Annotated in this window: 10 protein-coding genes and 1 tRNA gene; 3 read left to right on the top strand and 8 right to left on the bottom strand. The window is 64.0% G+C overall.

All coding sequences use genetic code 11. From position 1 onward, the window contains the following. The 4 genes from ACOJSI_RS14200 to ACOJSI_RS14185 are packed head-to-tail and all read right to left on the bottom strand — an operon-like array spanning position 1 to position 10,654. Positions 1 to 819, bottom strand: a complete 819-nt coding sequence (locus ACOJSI_RS14200) for an ABC transporter permease (protein ID WP_420138948.1) — start codon at positions 817 to 819, stop codon at positions 1 to 3. Beyond that, entirely contained in the window at positions 816 to 2,000 is a 1,185-nt protein-coding gene (locus ACOJSI_RS14195) for a glycosyltransferase family 4 protein (protein ID WP_420138947.1), read from the bottom strand. The genes ACOJSI_RS14200 and ACOJSI_RS14195 overlap by 4 nt, the downstream gene beginning before the upstream one ends. Beyond that, entirely contained in the window at positions 1,997 to 3,343 is a 1,347-nt protein-coding gene (locus tag ACOJSI_RS14190) for an aminotransferase class I/II-fold pyridoxal phosphate-dependent enzyme (RefSeq protein WP_420138946.1), read from the bottom strand. The genes ACOJSI_RS14195 and ACOJSI_RS14190 overlap by 4 nt, the downstream gene beginning before the upstream one ends. Positions 3,344 to 3,376: 33 nt before the next feature. Beyond that, positions 3,377 to 10,654, bottom strand: coding sequence for an SDR family NAD(P)-dependent oxidoreductase (locus ACOJSI_RS14185; RefSeq protein WP_420138945.1), 7,278 nt, complete (start codon positions 10,652 to 10,654; stop codon positions 3,377 to 3,379). A gap of 367 nt (positions 10,655 to 11,021) precedes the next feature. Here ACOJSI_RS14185 and ACOJSI_RS14180 point away from each other — a divergent pair, with 367 nt between their 5' ends. The 3 genes from ACOJSI_RS14180 to ACOJSI_RS14170 are packed head-to-tail and all read left to right on the top strand — an operon-like array spanning position 11,022 to position 14,554. Then, positions 11,022 to 12,242: a capsule biosynthesis protein gene (locus ACOJSI_RS14180; RefSeq protein WP_420138944.1), complete on the top strand. Its 1,221-nt coding sequence runs from the start codon at positions 11,022 to 11,024 to the stop codon at positions 12,240 to 12,242. Positions 12,243 to 12,246: 4 nt separating this feature from the next. Beyond that, entirely contained in the window at positions 12,247 to 13,017 is a 771-nt protein-coding gene (locus ACOJSI_RS14175; protein WP_420138968.1) for an SDR family NAD(P)-dependent oxidoreductase, read from the top strand. 10 nt (positions 13,018 to 13,027) lie between these two features. Next, positions 13,028 to 14,554, top strand: a complete 1,527-nt coding sequence (locus ACOJSI_RS14170; protein ID WP_420138943.1) for an LTA synthase family protein — start codon at positions 13,028 to 13,030, stop codon at positions 14,552 to 14,554. Here the strand turns inward: ACOJSI_RS14170 and ACOJSI_RS14165 are convergent. From ACOJSI_RS14165 to ACOJSI_RS14150, 4 genes are all read right to left on the bottom strand, one after another. Beyond that, positions 14,551 to 15,744, bottom strand: a complete 1,194-nt coding sequence (locus ACOJSI_RS14165) for a hypothetical protein (protein ID WP_420138942.1) — start codon at positions 15,742 to 15,744, stop codon at positions 14,551 to 14,553. The genes ACOJSI_RS14170 and ACOJSI_RS14165 overlap by 4 nt on opposite strands. Further along, positions 15,741 to 16,742 (bottom strand): phytanoyl-CoA dioxygenase family protein, encoded by a 1,002-nt coding sequence (locus ACOJSI_RS14160; protein WP_420138941.1) that lies wholly within the window; start codon positions 16,740 to 16,742, stop codon positions 15,741 to 15,743. The genes ACOJSI_RS14165 and ACOJSI_RS14160 overlap by 4 nt, the downstream gene beginning before the upstream one ends. A 70-nt stretch (positions 16,743 to 16,812) precedes the next feature. Further along, positions 16,813 to 16,888 (bottom strand) — tRNA-Ala (locus tag ACOJSI_RS14155). A 113-nt stretch (positions 16,889 to 17,001) separates the two neighbouring features. Then, positions 17,002 to 18,252: a DUF445 domain-containing protein gene (locus ACOJSI_RS14150; protein ID WP_420138940.1), complete on the bottom strand. Its 1,251-nt coding sequence runs from the start codon at positions 18,250 to 18,252 to the stop codon at positions 17,002 to 17,004. Positions 18,253 to 18,266: the final 14 nt, after the last annotated feature.

Raw genomic sequence — 18,266 nt, 5'->3', positions numbered from 1 at the left:
TCACGAGAGGTGAACCTTTTCGCGCATCATACGGATACCGACCAAGCCTGCCCACATTTGGATCAGACAGAAGGCCGAACAGTAACCGTAGAACGCATATTCGTCAGTGGCCGATTCAAACCATCCGTAGCGTACCGTTTCGAAAATCGTAGTGGTCGGTAGCCATTCCGCCCACTCCTGGACCGCCGGAGGGAGCCAGGAGATCATATAAAACGCGCCGGAGAGGCCCGTCATGAAATAGGCGTAAGGATGAACCAGACGACCGATAGTGCGCTGCTCATAGGTAATTGCAGTGATGACCAGTGACTGCCCGAGGCAAAACCACCACATCAGGCCCCAGCCTAACATGATGTAAAGCGGACGGGCGGGTGGGTCAGCTAGTCCACTGAACACAATTAATGCCATCAAAATCGCGAACACGCTGAAAACGGACGCGAATTCCAGAAGCGCGCGCGAGAAGACGATATCGAGGACAGTAACTGAACGATGGTAGAGCAGCGGCGCGTTTGCTTCGAGTGCGCCTTCAGCCCGGCTGACAATACCGCGGAACAAAATGAACGTCGTGTAACCGATAACGCCAAAGGGCAGGGGCTTGATATCGCCGCCGCCCGGTGAATGGCCGCTCTCATAATGCATGAGGCCGATGACGGTCGCGAGCATCATCGGTTCGAGAAACATCCACAGATAGCCGACATTCTCACGGCCGTAACGCGTGTGCAACTCGCGCAGGATCAGCGCGCCGATCACCCGCATCTGTGTGCGCAGTGCGTCCGCAAACGACCCGCGCCGGGCGGGCTTACTGGTAGAAAGGACGTTCATGGCTGCAGCTTATGCAGCAAGTCCAGCACAATGGCGATATGCTGTGGCCATGTGGGCGCGTGCCAAGCGACCAAGCGTTCCGCTTGGGCCGGACGTTCAATCGAATCATGACCGGTCAGATCATCGATCGCGCGTTGCCACGCCGGCCCGTCCAGCGGGTCGAGGAAGAGCGGGACATCTCCACCTGCCTCGCGCAAGGCAGGAAGATCGCTGCAGATCACGGGCACGCCTAACGCCAGCGCTTCCGTAACCGGCATGCCGTACCCCTCTGCAAACGAGGGCATCAACAAGGCCCGTGCGCCGGCAATCCTCGTCACGACCTCGCGATCCGGCAATCCGGCATATTCCTCGACACAATCTGCCAGCACCGGACAGCGCTCCAGCATGTCGACGACCTGCTCATTCTCCCAGCCGCGCCGCCCGATCAGCACCAGTTTCGGAATCGCGACCGCACCACGGCGCTCCGCCATGGCCCTCCAGAGATGGAGCAGAAGGAGATGGTTTTTGCGCGGCTCGATTGTGCCGACGCAGATGAAATAGGGTCGATCGGCCGGTGACCTAGGTTCCGCCGCCACGGATTCCGCGCCCAAATAGGCGACAGCCGTTTTCGGGGCTCGCCCTGACTGCTCGATCATGGGGCGCAGCGCGTCCAGCGTCGCTTGGGAATTGGCAATGATGCCGTCGGATAAAGCCGCCACCGTCTCCATGCGCCGCCGGTGGAGCTCCGCGCCGCCGGGCCTGGCATATTCCGGAAACTGCATCGGGATCAGGTCGTGCACCAGGCAGACCAGCCTCGCATTCTCCCGCTTCAGGATGGCGCGCATCAAAGCCGGCTTGATCAGGTTATTCGGTGACGGCTGTAGGTAAATGCTTTTGGCGCTCGCCTTGGCGAGACGGGGGCGGAGCGCGAGCAGCGCCTTGGCGGCGAACATTCGGAGCGAGCTATGGCCAAGCCCTTGCTCCCGCCATCGTTGTTCCGTTGCGTCCAGGAAGCGGATCACGGCTTTGCGCGGTAACCTGCCATAGAGGCCGCTCGGATGCACGGCCGCGAAACGCAGCCGGTCCGGCACCTCGGCGAGCAAACCGCGCGCATAGGCCATCTCCACCCGGTCGACCCCCGTTGGGGTCGGGTGCAGCACGCGCGACAACAAGCGCGTGATATCCAGGATGATCTCGCTCACTCGGCCGCTAGTCTGTTCGCCAATGCCCCAAGGTCGATGCGCTCCGACTGCACCGCGCGCATCACCTGCGCCACCGCTTCGGCAACGCGATCGAGCTGCTCGGCCTCATGCAAAGAGGACAGAAAGAAGCGTAGGCGCGCGGCCTGTTCCGGAACCGCCGGATAGATGATCGGCTGGACGTTGATGCCCAGATCAAACAGCCGATCTGCGGCTCGTGCCGCCACGATCGAGCTCCCCGTCATGATCGGAACGATGGCCGCGCCAATGGAGGGGCCGGTGTCCAAACCATGCGCGCGCGCCGCATGCAGGAAACGCGTCGCATTGGCCTGTAATGTGGCGACGCGCTCGGGTTCGGCATGCATGATCTGCAGGCTGACGAGCGCGGCCGCAGCAACGGGCGGCGGCAGCCCGACCGAGTAGACGAAGCCCGGCGCGCTGCTCTTCAGATATTCAATGAGCTCGCTAGATGCGGCGATATAGCCACCGCAGCCGGACAAGGTCTTGCTGAGCGTGCCCATCCAGATATCGACATCGCCCGGATTGATCCGGGCCTGTTCGGCGATGCCATGACCGCGCGCGCCCAGAACGCCCAGCGAGTGGGCCTCATCGACCATCAGATGGGCGCCATGGGTTTTCGCGATCGCGACCAGCCGAGCCAGATCGGGGACATCGCCATCCATGCTGTAATGGCCTTCGACCACGATCAGGGCACGCTCGGCCTTACCTCGCGTTGCTGCGAGAAGGCGCTCCAGCTCGTCCATATCGTTGTGCGGGAAAGCGATGCGATGGGCGCCGCTCGCCAGCGCACCTTGGACGATGCTGTTGTGGCTCAGTGAATCGTGCAGGATGACATCGTCGCGCCCGACCAGATGGCCGATTACCGTCACATTGGTCGCGTGGCCGGAGACGAGCGCGATCGCGTCTTCGGTTTGATAGACGTCGGCGAGCGCCCGTTCCAGCTCACGATGGACGGGGCGCTCCCCGGATACGACGCGGCTGGCGGACACGGATGTGCCGTACCGATCGATCGCTTCCTTTGCGGCTGCGTTGACGCGCGGGTCGCCGTTCAAGCCGAGATAATTGTAGGAGACGAAGTTATCGTACGACGCGCCTTCGATCCGCGTGCGCGCGCCGGCAATGCCTTCGTGTGGGCGGAAATAAGGGTTGCGGATGCCCAGCGCCTCTCCTGCGCGCCGGACCATGTCGAGGTCCGAGACGACCTCTGGCCGGCCGAGAGGTGGCTTGGCGCGCACCCGTTCTTCCGCTTGCGCAGGTGCGCGGTTGGACAAACGCGCAAGCAGCTTAGCCTTGGCATCGCCGCTGAGACCAAAATTATCGCTCATCGGAAAGGGCGGTGGCACGCACCTGAGGCAGGATCAAGGCGCAGAGGCGGCAGCGGCGGCGAAAGAGAGTTCCGCCGGCTGTTGCGCACCGTCCGCGGGACCCTCGGCAGAGATGCCCTCCAATCGTGCAAGCCGTTGCGCCATCTGGGATCTCTCATCCTCGGGCGCCTCGGGCGCGCCCAGCCCGCGCACGATCCGGCCGGCCATTGCCGTGAGGGTCGCGCCTTCGGACAAGGCCAGCAGCGGGATGGAAATGCCGAACCGCTGTTCGACAGCGAGTCGCAGCTCGACCGCCATAAGGCTGTCCATTCCCAGTTCGGCCAGCGGGCGCTGGGGCTCGACCCGGTCCGTCGCCAGCTTCATGATTCGCGCGACCTCTTCGATCAGCAGCAGGGTGACGCGATCGCGCGCTTCTTCCGGCGAGCAGTCGGCGAGCATCGCCTGCAGATCGACCTCGGCCGTTTCGTCCGCCGTGCCGCTGAGCATTTCGGCAAAGAGCGGTGTTTCGAGGAGAGGCAATTGGCGGCGCAGGGCAGACCAGCGCAGCGTCGCCATGCCGATCACGGGCGCACCGCTCGCGATCATGACCGGCAGCGTGTCCAGTGCCTCGGCTGCCGTCAGGTGCGCACCGCCCAATTGCTTCGACAGCATCTCGCTGACCTGGGTCTCCCGCGCGAGATAGCCGGCATCGCCGATCGGGCCCCATTGAACAGCAAGCGCGGGCAATCCTTCCAACTGCCGCTTGCGGGCGACTGCCTCGATTGCCGCATTGGCGGCGACATAATTGCCTTGGCCCGGATTGCCGAACGCCGTCGTAACCGAGGAGAAAAGCAGGAACAGATCCAGCTTGTCCTCGCGCGTCAAGCGGTCCAGCGCCTCGGCGCCGCCAAGCTTGGGGCGTAACGCGCGGGCAAACCGGTCTTCGTCGATCGCGGTGAGCAAGGCGTCGTCCATCGCAACCGCCGCGTGAACGATACCACCCAGCGGCGCCTGTTTGGTCCGGACGGCGGCCAGCACATTCTGCAAGGCCGCTTCGTCAGCAACATCTGCCGCGTAAGCGCGTGCATCGATGCCCGCCTGTACAAACTCTGCGATCACCTGGTCGGCGCCCGGCGCGGCCGGTCCGCGACGGCTGACCAGCGCCAGGTGCTTGGCACCGCATCGCACCAGCCAGCGGGCTGCTTCCAATCCAAAGCCGTCTACACCGCCCGTCACCAGATAACTGTGATCCGCGCGGGCGATGAAAGCTTTGGCTGCTGCGCTTGCCTGCGGCAGCGTCTCGCCAGGGGTCAGCACGATCTTGCCGATGTGCCCAGAGCTCTGCATCAAGCGGAAGGCATCCTCCGCATCGGCGAAATCGAACGTGCGGTGCGGCAGCGCGCGTAGGGCGCCCTTCTCGAACAGGCTGGTGATCTCGTCGAACAAAGCGGCGGCCAATTTGGGACGCCGCAGCGGCAATTGATCCGCGTCGATCCCGTAATAGGTCACATTATGACGGAACGGGCGGAGACCGACGCTGCTATTCTCGTAGAAATCGCGTTTGCCGAGTTCCAGGAAACGGCCGAACGGCTTCACCAACGCCAGGCTGCGGCGCATCGCCTCGCCAGCCAGCGAATTGAGCACGACATCGACCCCCGCACCATCGGTAAGCCGCATGACATCGTCGGCAAAGGACAGCGAACGGCTGTCGAGCACCGCCTCTACACCGAGGCTCGCCAAAAGCGCCCGCTTGGCCGGCGAGCCGGCGGTCGCGAAAATACGGGCGCCGCGATGCCGGGCATATTGAATGGCAGCCAAGCCAACGCCGCCCGCGCCGCCATGGATCAGGATCGTCTCGCCCGCTTCCAACTGCGCCAACTGGCCTACGGCATAGACCGTCGTGAGAAAGGCGACCGGGACGGTCGCAGCCGCCGCGAAGCTCATTCCAGCAGGCATGCGCATCACGGCGTGCGCCGCAGTGACGGTGCGGGTGGACAGGGACGCTGGCGCGAACGCCATGACACGGTCGCCCGGCGCGAGGCGATCCACGCCTGCACCCACCTCGATGATCGTGCCTGCGCACTCGAGGCCCATCGTGGGGCCCGCGAAGCCGTCGAGCAACGCCTCATCCGGCAAAAGGCCCATGGCCCACATGACGTCGCGGAAATTAAGGCCGGCCGCTTCGATCTTGATAGCAACTTCGCCCGGCCCTGGCTGGGCCGGTTCCAGCGGATTCCAGGTCAGCGAATCGAGTAGGCCCGGACGGGCAATGCCGATCCGTACATCCTTCGCGCTCGCACCATCCTGCTGCGGAAGGCCGCGCCGTACCCGCGGGACCTCGCGACCGTGGGTGGTCCAGATTACCTCTTGTTCCTTGTCGGGGCGGATCAGTTCGATCGCGACATGCTCGGCCGCCTCCGCAGGCGTCAGGCCGCCGTCGATCCGGACGAAACGTGTGGCAACGTGCGGTGCTTCATTGGCCAAGACGCGTCGCAGCCCGATCAAAGCGGCGTTGGCAATTGTGTTGCCGTGCAGGATCAACGTGATGCTGACCGCAGGCTCCGGCGGCAACGTCGCCAGACTACCCACCCGCGCCAGGGCTGAGGCGAGCGATGCATCGTCATTGATGACCACGGCCGTATGGCCGGTCAGGGTATCGCCATGATCAACCAAGGCACCATGAGAGATCAAGGCCCGCTCCAGCGCCGTCGCAAACGTGCTGGGTTCGGCGGCGAGGCGGATTTGGGCGTCGGTGGTCAAGGGTTGCACCGCTGCGGTGGTCCGCGCCGATATCAGATCCACCGGCCACAGCGGGGTGGCGAGCGGCTGGAAGCGCAGGTCAGTAAGACTGGCGCCTTCCAACATGCTGCGCCAGCGCGAGCTGTCGACCAAAGGTGCCGCTTCGGGGCGCACCATCTGCCACAGCCGGTTGGGCGAGGCCTCCGCCAGAAGAAGCATACCGCCCGGCGCCAGTGCAGCACGGAGGGATTCCAATTCGCGGCTACCCCATCCGCCGAGCGCGAAGCCATGCACGCCGACGATGATATCGAATGCAGGCTCATCCAGGGGCTCGCCCGGCGTCCATCCGATTGCTCGCGCAGCCGGCAGATCGTGCAAAGCCTGCGTCAGTGCGGGCAGATCGTCATTGTCCGTCGCAGCGACGAGCGACGCATTGCCGCCCAGACGGCGCAGCAGCAATCGCGTCGATCCACCGCGTCGTGCGCCGACCTGTAACACGCGGACCGGCATATCCCGGCCTTGCGTCAGATGCGCCAGTGCTTCGCCCAGCTTATGCGCCGCCATCTCGCCAGCGGGGGAGGCGGACAGGATCTGCTCCCACAAGGCAGCCGGAATGGTCGGCGCGCGTGTCGGGCCCTCGGTGAGCAGAAGCGGGAGCATCTCGCCGGCAAGAGCCAGCATCGCCACTTCGGCCACGCCGCGCGGCTGGTCGAACAGCAAGGTCCGCAGGATCGCATCCGACGGAGGGAGATCCTCGTCGACGAAGCTCCAGGATCCATCATCGGCCTGTGTCGCGACGCCATCGGCTGCCAGCCAGCGTAGGAGCCGGTCCAGGATCGGGCGGCTCGCTGTTGCGATCTTGCCGTTGCGGATCAGGCTTTGCGGCGCAAGTCGGTCACCCGCAGCGAGCGAACGCAGCGCTTCTACCGTAGCAGAGGTCGCGAAAGCGTCGGCCAGCAGCCGGCTTTCGGAAGCGGCGGTATCGGAGGCGTCCTGCGTGATACCGAAGCGTGCGTCCGCGACCGCCGACGCGCCGCCGGCGGGGTCCGCGCTCGCGACCTGCGCGATATGGAAGAATTGCTCATCGGCCGTCGCCTGCCGTCCCAGCGCGACTCGCACGAACCAGCAATCCATCAAGTCGGCAACGGCACGTCCCGCGGTGTCGAGCAGCACGATATCGGCGCGGACGGAGCGCGGGCCGACACGGGTGACCTTCAGCAGGGCTGCTACCGGGCGCGCGCCGTCCACATTACGTAGCCGCACCCGGCCAAAGCGCCATGGCAGGACGCCGTTCTCACTGCCCAACCGATCAGCCGCAAGCGCCAGTAAGCTCTGCAACGCGCCGTCGACGCTATTAGGCGGCAACAGAAAGCCGGGACCGATATCGGAAGCAAGATCCAGCCGCCCGATCGCGCGGTCCTGCTCGAAGACGTCAATCCTCGATACGACCTGGAAATTGGGGCCATAGTCCAGCCCCATCTTGGCCGCGAGCGCATATAAAGCAGGGGCAACAACCTGCGCGATCGGACTGCCGTCCGGCTGCTGCGGCGGGGATTCGTCCTGGTCGGCAGCAGCAATGCGGCCGTTCATATGGTCCGTCCACGGCTCTTCAGAGAGGCGCGGCCGCGATGCGATGGTAAAGTCGCCCGCCGACGATCCCACCCGTAACCGAACTTCACGCATGACATGAGGTTCAAGCACGAGCGCCCGGCCAATTTCCACGTCCAGCAGGTCGAGCGACGCCGCGCCGCTGTGCCGCGCGCGCGCCGCCGCAAGCGCAATCTCGATCAGCGCCGCAGCGGGAACTACGGCTGCCCCGCCAACTGCATGATCCGCCAGCCAGGGCAGCGTTTCCAGGCTAAGATGACGGATCCACTCAACCGCCTCCTCATCGACACGCACGCCAAGCAGCGGATGCTCGAACGGAAGGGTTACGCGATCGGTCGCTTCCTCAGTACGCGCGACCCAGAAGCGTTCGCGCTGAAACGGATAGCGCGGCAATCCCCGCACGTTGGCGCCGCCCCTGAAGGCGTCGCTGCCGCGTATGTCACCTCCGGCTGCATGGACGCGTGCCGCCAAAGCTGAGACCGGATCGGTCTTGCTGATGCGGCGGGACAAGCTCGGCAGCACGCGCCCTTCCTTGTCGGCCTTGCGCAGGGCGTCGTTGAGATAGGCCTGCACCACCGCGTGCGGCCCGATCTCCACGAAGATACGGACACCGTCGGCGACCATCGCCGTCGCTGCGTCGGCGAAAAGCACAGGCTCGCGCACGTTGCGCCACCAGTAACCGGCGTTCAGGGCTTCTCCACCCAGTTCGACGCCCGTCACCGTCGAATAGAAGGGAATGGCCGCCGCTCCAGGTGCGAGCCCGTCGAGATCTGCCGCAAGGCGCGGCGCGATCGGATCCATCGCAGCCGAATGAAACGCATAATCCAGATCGAGGCGCGTGAAGCGCCATTCCTTGTTCCGCGCTTCCAGTTCGAGGGCATCGATTCCAGCAATGGTTCCGGCGACCGTGGTTGCCTGGCTGCTGTTGCGCGCCGCGACTTCCACCGGCGAGCCGGCAACCGCCTGCGCAACGGCATCGCCGTCAAGACCGATGACAGCCATGGCGCCCACGCCATGCTGCGCTTGTTGGCTGCGGCTGCGAACCGCGATGACGCGCGACGCCTGATCGAGGTCGAGCGCGCCGCTAGCCCAAGCGGCTGCGACTTCCCCTACGCTATGTCCCATGCAGGCATCCGGCACGACGCCCTGCTCCCGCAGCGCGATGACCAGCGCGACCTGAATGGCGAACAGCAGGGGCTGCGCCGTATCCGTGTTGCGTAGCCCATCCGCATCGGGGTTGATGAGCCGCTCGAGGACGGACCAGCCGAGGTGCGGCGTTAGCGCCAGTTCCACCTCCGCCAAGGCCGCGCGGAACGATCGACTGGAGTCTAGCGCGTCGGCGGCCATGCCCGCCCATTGGCTGCCATTACCGGAGAATATGAACCCTATTTTGCCAGGTACAGCGACGTTGCTGGCGGCCAGCATGTTCGGCTTGCCATTCACGAACGCATCCAGCGCCTGGATCAATTCAGGATATGACACGGCGGGGATGGCAAGCCGGTTCTTGTGCTGAGTGCGCTTCAGGGCAACGCCGCGCATCAGACTCGGCAGCTGTTCGAACGGTGCCTCTTCGACGCGCGCGCGCCACAGCGCAGCCAGCGCCTTCAGCGCGCCGTCGGAACGGGCGGAGAGCAGGAGTGGCGGCAATTCGTCGGATGTGATGTTCGACGGCGTGGATCGGGACCCCGCCGCCTCCAGGACAGCATGCGCGTTGGTGCCGCCGAACCCGAAGGAATTGACACCAACGAGGTAGGGCTTCGACGCATCGATCGTACGCGCGGTCGATGCGAGCGTAAGATTGAGCTTTTCGAACGGAATGTTCGGATTGGGCGTCTCGCAATGAAGCGACGGAGGAATCGCGCCCCGCTCCGCTACCAGCATCGCCTTGATAAGGCCCGCGATCCCGCTGCCTGCTTCCAGATGGCCGATATTCGTCTTGATCGATCCGATCGGAAGTGCCGACTGACGACGGCTCCCCAAGACCTCGCCAAGCGCACCCGCTTCGATCGGGTCACCGGCTGGTGTTCCCGTGCCATGCGCCTCGACATAGGCAAGATCGGCGGGATCTAATCCAAAACGGTTGTAAACTTCGTCGAGCAACGCGGCCTGCGCTTCGCGGTTGGGCAGCGAAAGACCGGTGGTGCGCCCGTCCGAATTGACGCCGGTGTTGCGAATGACCGCCCGGATTGAGTCTCCAGCTTCCAGCGCTTCGCGCAGCGGCTTGAGAATGACGACACCGCCCCCCTCGGCCCGGACATAGCCGTCCGCACGTGCATCGAACGCGTGGCAGCGCCCTTTGGGGCTCAACATCGATGCGGCGCAGAAGCCGACATAGGATTGCGGGGCGAGCAGCAGGCTGACACCGCCCACCAGCGCCATGTCGATCTGTCCCGCCCTGATCGCCTGACAAGCTTGATGGAGAGCGACCAAAGAAGACGAGCAGGCCGTATCGACGGTGAAGCTCGGCCCGCGCAGATCGAAGGCATAGGAGATGCGATTGGACAGCGAACACAAGGTTACGCCGATCATCGAATAGGCATCAGTCGTCGAAGGATCGCCTACGTTGAGATTGAGATAATCCCACGAAGACCCGCCGACGAAAACACCGACCGGCTGGCCCGCCAATCGGGTCGTATCCAGTCCCGCATCTTCAATCGCTTCGTAAGCAAGCTCCAGCAGCAATCGCTGCTGCGGATCCATCTGCGTGGCTTCGCGCGGCGAAATTCCGAAGAAGGCTGGATCGAACTGGCTTACGTCGCCGAGTACGCCCGCAGCGAAGGTGTAAGCCTTGCCGCGCTGACCTTTTTCGGGATGGAACAGGTGCGCCTTGTTCCAGCGATCGTCAGGAATTTCGCTGACAGCATCTCGGCCGTCCAGCAACATCTCCCAAAGCGAGTCGATGTTGGCTGCACCAGGCAGGCGGCAAGACGCGCCCACAATTGCAATCGGTTCTGCCGCAGCGCCGTTCGGGCCCGCGCTGGGCATGTCCAAGTCGTAACGCGATTTGTTCAAACGAAACTCCGGCGTACCCTAGCTTGGTGGGACGCGTGAAGAGGCTATAGCGGAGCGACGCGGCGGAACAAGGCAAAGCGCGGCCAGCCGTTGTGTCATATGTTTGCAATGCAGCATCGAGTGGCGCATGGGCGACTGTGAGTGGACGGTCCGTAACGGTTGAACCGTGTGAGACCGTCGTTAGTTGAGCCAAAGCGCTGGTTGTGTCCAACGCAACTCGGGTGCAAAGGAGCGGTGCCGCTAGGGCGCGCCGCGCCACAGGGTCGATGGTCAGGTGAGGCGCGTGGCGAAAAAAGAATTCCTTTTTCTTCAGGGTTTGGCAGGCCCGTTTTTCTCAAGGTTGGGCGAAGCGCTGGCAGCAGCGGGGAACGGCGTTCATCGCGTTAATTTCAACGGGGGCGACAAACTGTATTGGCGCGCGCCCGGCGCGATCGATTATCGAGGCACCCTCGACAAGTGGCCGCGGTTCCTTGCGAAGATACTCGCGCGCCGCAACATCACGGACATCGTGCTGTTCGGCGATTGCCGTCCGCTGCATAGTGTCGCGATCGCCGTCGCCAGCAAAACCGGCGTGAAGGTGCATGTCTTCGAAGAGGGCTATGTCCGGCCTGATTTCGTGACCTTGGAGGCAGGTGGCGTCAACGGCCACTCACGCCTGTCGCGATCGCCGGATCATTATGTGGAGGCTGCCCGCGCCTTGCCGCCGGAACCCACATTCCCGCCAGTTCCCTCCTCGTTCGAGCGGCGGGCGAAAGAGGATTTGGCCTACAATATCGCTTCGCTTGCGCTTGCTCCGCTATTCCCCGGTTATCGGACGCACCGGCCGTGGCACATTCTTACGGAATATGCGGGCTGGGCGTTTCGGCTGCTTCGGCGTGGAGCGGAGCGCCGCCGTTCGGCTGCGACGCTGGAACGCTTGCGCGAGGACGGACGGCCTTATTTCGTGTTTCCGTTGCAGCTGGATTGCGATTACCAGATTCGCGTCCATTCGAATTTTGTCGGCGTCCAGGACGCGATTGAGACGGTACTCGCATCCTATGCCAGGCGGGCACCGGCGGATACGCTGCTGGTTGTGAAGGGTCATCCGCTCGACAACGGTCTGGTGGATTGGGAAAAGCGCACGCTGACTGCCGCTGCCAAGTTCGGGATTGTTGACCGGGTGCTGTTCCTCGAATCGGTGGATATCGATTCGCTGGTGTGCAGCGCGCGGGGCCTCGTGACCGTGAACAGCACGACAGGCACTCTTTCCTTGCGGTGTGGCGTTCCCACAGTGGTACTCGGCGACGCGGTCTATGATATGCCGCGCATCACGCATCAGAATGGCCTTGATTCTTTCTGGACGGAACCGGTTGCACCGGAATTGCCGGTCTACGAAGCGTTCCGGCGCGTCCTGATCGATCGCTGCCTGATCCATGGCGGCTATTTCAGCGAAGAAGGCCTGACGATGCTGGTGACGGGCGCGATGCGCCGGCTTGAAATGGATGAGCCCCGGACATCGGTTGTAAGGATGCCGGCGCCTATGCGCATGCCGGTCGCCGCGCCCCTCGTCGCACGGGGATAAAGCCATTTCCTCGATACTGATAACCGGCGCTTCGAGTGGCCTCGGCGCCGGCCTCGCGGCGAATTATGCCGCGCCGGGCGTGCATCTCGCCCTCATCGGTCGCAATGCGCAACGGCTAGAGGTCACCGCAGCGCTTTGCCGCGCGCGCGGCGCAACCGTAGCAATGGGCTTGTACGATGTCGGCGAAGCGGAGCCGCTCGGCAGCTGGCTGGTCGAACAGGATCAACATACGCCCTTCAACCTGGTGATAGCGGCCGCCGGCGTCTCTGCCGGAACCGGGGATGAGGATCGTCCGGAAGGCGTTGCACTCGCTGCCCTGCAGGTCAGGTCCAACCTGCTGGGCACCATCCATACGATCGAACCTTTGTTGCCTCGGATGATCGCGCGGGGCGCCGGCCATGTGGCGGTTGTTTCCTCGACGGCGGCGTTGCGCGGTCTGCCATATAGCCCTGGGTATAGCGCGAGTAAGGCGGGCATTCGCGCTTATGGCGAAGCGCTCCGCGCCTTGTTGCGCCCGCAAGGCATCGCAGTGACGGTTGTCGTTCCCGGATTTTTCGATACTCCGATGACGAACCGCTGGAAGGGCCCGACTCCGTTCATGCTCAGTCTCGACAAGATGGTGGCAGCCGTCCGCAAGGGGCTGGACGCCCGGCGTTCGCGCATCATCGTTCCGCGTCTGCTAGCAATGGGGACGCAGGCGGCCGATTTGATGCCGGCGCCGCTGGGCGATCGCATCATGCGGGGCTTTCGCTTCCGGATCGAACCGGGGCAATAGACCAGGTCTAATGCTTCATTTTCTCGTAGGGCTAGCGGTTACCCTGGCGACGTGGCTCGGCTTGCGTCGGCTTGTCGGCGCGCCGCTGTTCGGTCGGCCTGAGCCACATCGCGCGGCGATCCTCTTCATCGACGTATTCCCGTTTCTGGCCGGATTCGGCTTGTTTCTGCTGCCAACCGGTCGTCCAATCATGGCCGGGCTAGCGGTGATGTGCCTCGGCATCGGAATGGGCGTGGCCGATCGGGTCAAGCGCATCGTGCTGGATGAACCGGTGGTTTTCGCCGATCGTGCCGAACTGATCGAAGTCGTGCGCCACCCCCGACTTTATCTCGCCTTCGTCGGCACCGGGCGCATGGTGCTGGCCACGATCGTCATCCTGCTTGTAATTGTGTGGCTGATCGATCTGGAACGGCCGCTATGGCCCGTCAGCCTGCCGCAGGCTGCCATCTTGGCGGTAGTATCGGGCGTCATTGGGCGTGCCTTGTTCGTTATCCCGACGGCGCCCGGACTGCTCAGGCGCCTTCGCCAATTCTACGATCGGCTGGCGATCAGCCGGGATCCGGCGGTCGATGCTGCCCGCCTCGGTTTATTGGCCGCCTGTATCGTTCAGGCAACGCTCGCACGGGCCGAGCGGCCCGAACGGCAGCAAGCTGCGCAAGCCCACAACTGGCCCGAACTGCCTACGAACGGGCCGATCCTGATCGTGCAGGGCGAATCCTTCGTGGATGCGCGCCGCCTTGATCTTTCGCTGGTCCACCATCTGCCGCATTTTGCGCAATTGCAGCGTGAGGCAGTGAGCGCCGGCAAGCTAACGGTGCCCTGCTGGGGCGCGAATACGATCCGGTCGGAACTGGCTGTGCTGACCGGCTTGGGCGGTGACGACATCGGCCTGGATCGCTACAATCCCTACGAACATTTCGCGCGGGTCCCGCTGCCTTCGCTCGCGCGACAAGCGCGGGCTGCAGGCTATCGTACGATCTGCGTGCATCCCTACGACGCGAGCTTCTATTATCGCGACAAGGTGATGCCGCTGCTGGGGTTCGATCAGTTCATCGGCGTGGAGGGTTTCGCCGACGCGGCACGCAATGGCCCCTATGTCAGCGATCTTGCCGTGGCGGAGATGATGGCGGCTCTGGTGAGGAAATATGGTCCACGCGTGTTGGTCTTTGCGATCACGATGGAAAATCACGGGCCGTGGGACGCAAAACACGATCCGCTTGCTCCCGCCGCGTTGCCGGAGACCTGGCGCGCTCTGCCCGACGCTGCTGCTGTCGGTCGCTGGCTGAAGCACCTTCAGTCTACTGACGGGATGATTCCTATCTTGCGGGATGCCATCGCAGCAACCGGCTCGCCTGGCTGGCTGCTCTTTTACGGAGATCATCAGCCGAGTCTCACCGGAGCGTTCAAGGCAGCAGGTGCGGCCGATAGACGCTCGGATTACGCGATCTGGGGCTCGCATGCTGTCGCCGGCGAGCGCACCGATCTCGCCGCCGAACACATGGCAGGCGCCCTGATGAAAGCCATGGGCGTCCGCTAACGCGAGATCGTTCCGAACATTTTGGCGATGCGGCCCTGCCAACGTCGCAGGCGGATCAGCCATGTCGTTTTCGGCCGCCAGCCCTCCGCAAAACGCTGCAGCAGAATCTCCGGGGGACAGGGCAATTCCGTGACGGGGTCGAGATAGCGCGGGTAGAGGATCAGTGTCCCGGCCACCAACTGCAGCAAGGTCAATGGACGGCCGCGGCGCGCCAGCGGCGGCGCCAGATCGCGTGTAAGACCCCAACCCGCATAAAATGGTTGGCCATGGACTGTAACCTCGACGCCGCGCAGCAGTGCCTCGAACCCGGTTAAGGAGGTCAGTACATGCACCGCATCGACACGGGACAAGAGCGACGGCATCGCCTCGCCGCGCACGATTTCGTCGGCATAAGCCAACAACCGGGCATCGGGCACCCGGCCTTGGCGATGTCCGGCATCGACGTCGGGATGGGGCTTGAACAGGATATGGGCGTCCGGCTCGGCGCTGCGGGCGCGGCTAAGGAGGTCCAAGTTGCTGGTGATGCCGGCGCCACCCAATCGCACCGACATGTCATCTTCCACCTGTCCGGGCACCAATATAGTCCTGCGGGTGCGGGGTCGTGCGGGGGCGATCGGCGCTTCGCTGGCATATTTGCTGATGCCGCGCGTCACGATCGTCCGCATCAGCGACTCAGCCCGCGCACAGAGTTCCAGCGGGAACTCCGCTTCGGCAAGGATCGACTCGAGATCGCTTGGCCTTGTGGGATCGTAGTAGATGCCGGTCTGATCAACCACGATCGACAAAGGCGGGTGCAGATCGGCGCCCAGTCCGATTGAGCGGATAAAGCCATCCTCGATCCGCACCAGCCGATCGCCCGCGCTTTCCGATAGGCCCGGTGGTGCGCGCGATGGCCATACTGCGATAGCGGCATCACCCGCCAACCCAATGGCCGAGGGCGCATCATCCGCAAAACGAAGTGGTGGACGTCGATCCGCCCATAGGAATTGCGCAATGCGCCGCCGCTTCCACCAAGCCATGCCGCATGCGACCGCGATGCCGCGATTGCGATCGGCCAAGGTGCGCCAATGCGTAACGATCTCCGCCGCCACCTCGGCACTGATGGCGCTGCCGGTGAAGGGGTTGCGGTAACTGCCGTCCGCCGTGGCCAGGCTTACCGTTTCCAGCGGAAAGGAAGGATCCGCCTTCATTCGTCCATAGGGTGCTTGCGACCGACATCCGCCCATGGCTGTCCGAGCCAGCCGCGAAAGCGATCGTGAAGGCTCCAGTTCAGCGGCGCACGGCGTTCGGCCAACCCCGGTATGCCCGTGATGTCCATTCCGGTCCACGGCAGGAACGGATTGCGCCGCCCATAGGCCCACATCTCGACGCGCAAGGACGGGCGCACCGAAGGGCCGCGGGCATGAAAGCCGCTCGTGTCGGCAACGACCAGCGTATTGGCGGGAACGGCTAAGGCCGTGGGCGAAGGAAGCCCGAGGGCCGAAAGCTCGCTTTCCTCGATGCGCAAAGACCCGCGGCCCGAGAGGAAGTCGGCTCCATCCCGCGCCTCCAGACTGCGGCGTTGCTCCCAAGCCAGTCTTTGCGCATCCCGTCGGTGAGATCCGGCGACATAGACCAGCGGCCCCTCGTCAGGGGCGACATTGGTCAGAAACAGCCAGGCTTTGACGGTAGGATGAAATGTGTCGGCATGAAGCTTGGTTTGCGGATCAGGCGGTGCATCATGCCGATGGGTCAGGATCGACTGAATATAGACCATCGGTTCAGTGTCGAAGCTGCCGACGTAGCGGATCAGGCCTTGCCAGCGGCGGTCTCGCTGCAGCGCGCGAGTTGCCGGCATAGCATTGAGCGCTACCGGATCCAGCGCAATCCGGCGGGTGATCGTATCGCCCTGAACCATCTCGCGGGCGGCGCCATGATGCGCCATCACCTGATCGCGCAACGCGGCGAACTCCGCCGGAGGCAGGAAGTCACGAACCTGCACGAACCCATCGCGTGCGAAGGCAGTGCGGTCAGCGGCATCGATCAGGTGCGCGATCTTGCGCCGCCGCCATTCAGCCATTGTGTAGGCAATCGCCACGCGCTTGGCGTGCAATCCCATCGCGTTTAATCGGTGTGATCCGATCAGCGGATTATCGCGGAAACTCTTGGCACCGGTTGCCAATTGCAACGCCCACCAGGGCGACATCATATAACGCAGGGGATTCACGGCGCCCCTATTCGGCAAGAGCGCCCAATGCGCAAGGAAAGTGCGAGCGGGCTGGTGGAGCTGAGGGGAATCGAACCCCTGACCTCTGCAGTGCGATTGCAGCGCTCTCCCATCTGAGCTACAGCCCCGGCACCAGCGGTGGGCGGCTTAGCGGTGCTTTCTGCCCGATGCAACGGCCGTTACGCCGGCTTGGCTTTCCTTATTTCAGTATGTGATGAATCGGCTTCGTGCAGGGCACAGCTCAGGTGACGTTTTCCACGATATGGATGGCGACGCCGACAAGGCCGCCCACCACCGTGCCGTTGATGCGGATATACTGCAGATCGCGTCCAACGGCATTTTCCAGCCGGCTGGTAACGGTCCGAGCGTCCCAGCCCCGTACGGTTTCGGACACCAAGGTGACGATCCCGTCGCCATAAGATGCTACCAGCGCCACCGTCGCCCGCCGCGCGAAGCGGTTGACCGCCAACCGCACGCGGACATCCTCCTGCAGGCGCTTACCGATCTGGCGCATGGCTTCGCCGAAACGTCCGGCAGCAACCGAATCGGGGTCTCGGGCCGCGCGCAGCATCGCCGCGCGGGCATTTTGCCACATTCCGTCCAGCCACGCCCCAACTGCAGGGTTGGCCAGCGCCGAGTCGCGGAAAGCGGAAACCTTCGCCTGCAGTTCCGGGTCGTGCTGGAGACGTTCGGCAAGCCGGGCCAAGCCTTCCTCGGCTTTCGCCCGCAGGGGGTGATCGCGATCTTCCGCCATGTCGCCCAGCAACCGGAACAAGCCATCCAGGATTTTGGTCGAAAGCGTCTCGTCCAACCCTGTCCACCGCAGCACGGAGCCGGCGCGTTCATGGATCATCTGGCGGAACAGATGCTCATTGGCTTCCAGCGTCCGCCCCGCCCACAGGATCGCCGAATTGATCATCGGGCGATGGCGATCTTCGGCCATGGCCGCCGCCATCAGCTGACCTGCCAGAGGTGCGATCTCCAGCGCTTTCAGCCGCTGTGTCGCTGCGCTCTTGAACAATTGCCCCAGCCGTTCGTCGCCCAGGCTTTCCAGCAGCGTCTCGGCCAGCTTGCCGGCGCCGGCGCGCATCGCACCTTCGCGCGGTGGGGCTGCAAGCACGCGCCCGATCGCGCGCGCCACGTCCAGTCGGGCCATGCGCCGTCCGACGACACGGGGAACAAGGAAATTGGACCGCAGGAAGGCGGCGAGGCTATCGCCGATACGATCCTTGTTGCGAGGGATGATCGCGGTGTGCGGAATGGGCAGGCCGAGCGGATGGCGAAACAGCGCGGTTACCGCAAACCAGTCGGCAAGGCCGCCCACCATCGCAGCCTCGGCAAAGGCGCGGACATAGCCCCACGCGGGGTGGAGCGGCCGCAGGGTCCCGGCGATGAAGAACAAAGCGGCCATCGCGACCAGCAATCCGGTCGCGATGATCCGCATGTTGCGTACGCCACTGTGAGTGGGCAGAGCGCGTTCGCGCAAGCTCATGGCATGATCCGGGC

Origin of the sequence: Sphingomonas sp. (assembly GCF_048595155.1) — a bacterium.
Taxonomy (GTDB): Bacteria; Pseudomonadota; Alphaproteobacteria; order Sphingomonadales; family Sphingomonadaceae; genus Sphingomonas_I.
Note: the sequence above shows the minus strand (reverse complement) of the source record. Positions and strands in the feature narration are given on the sequence as shown.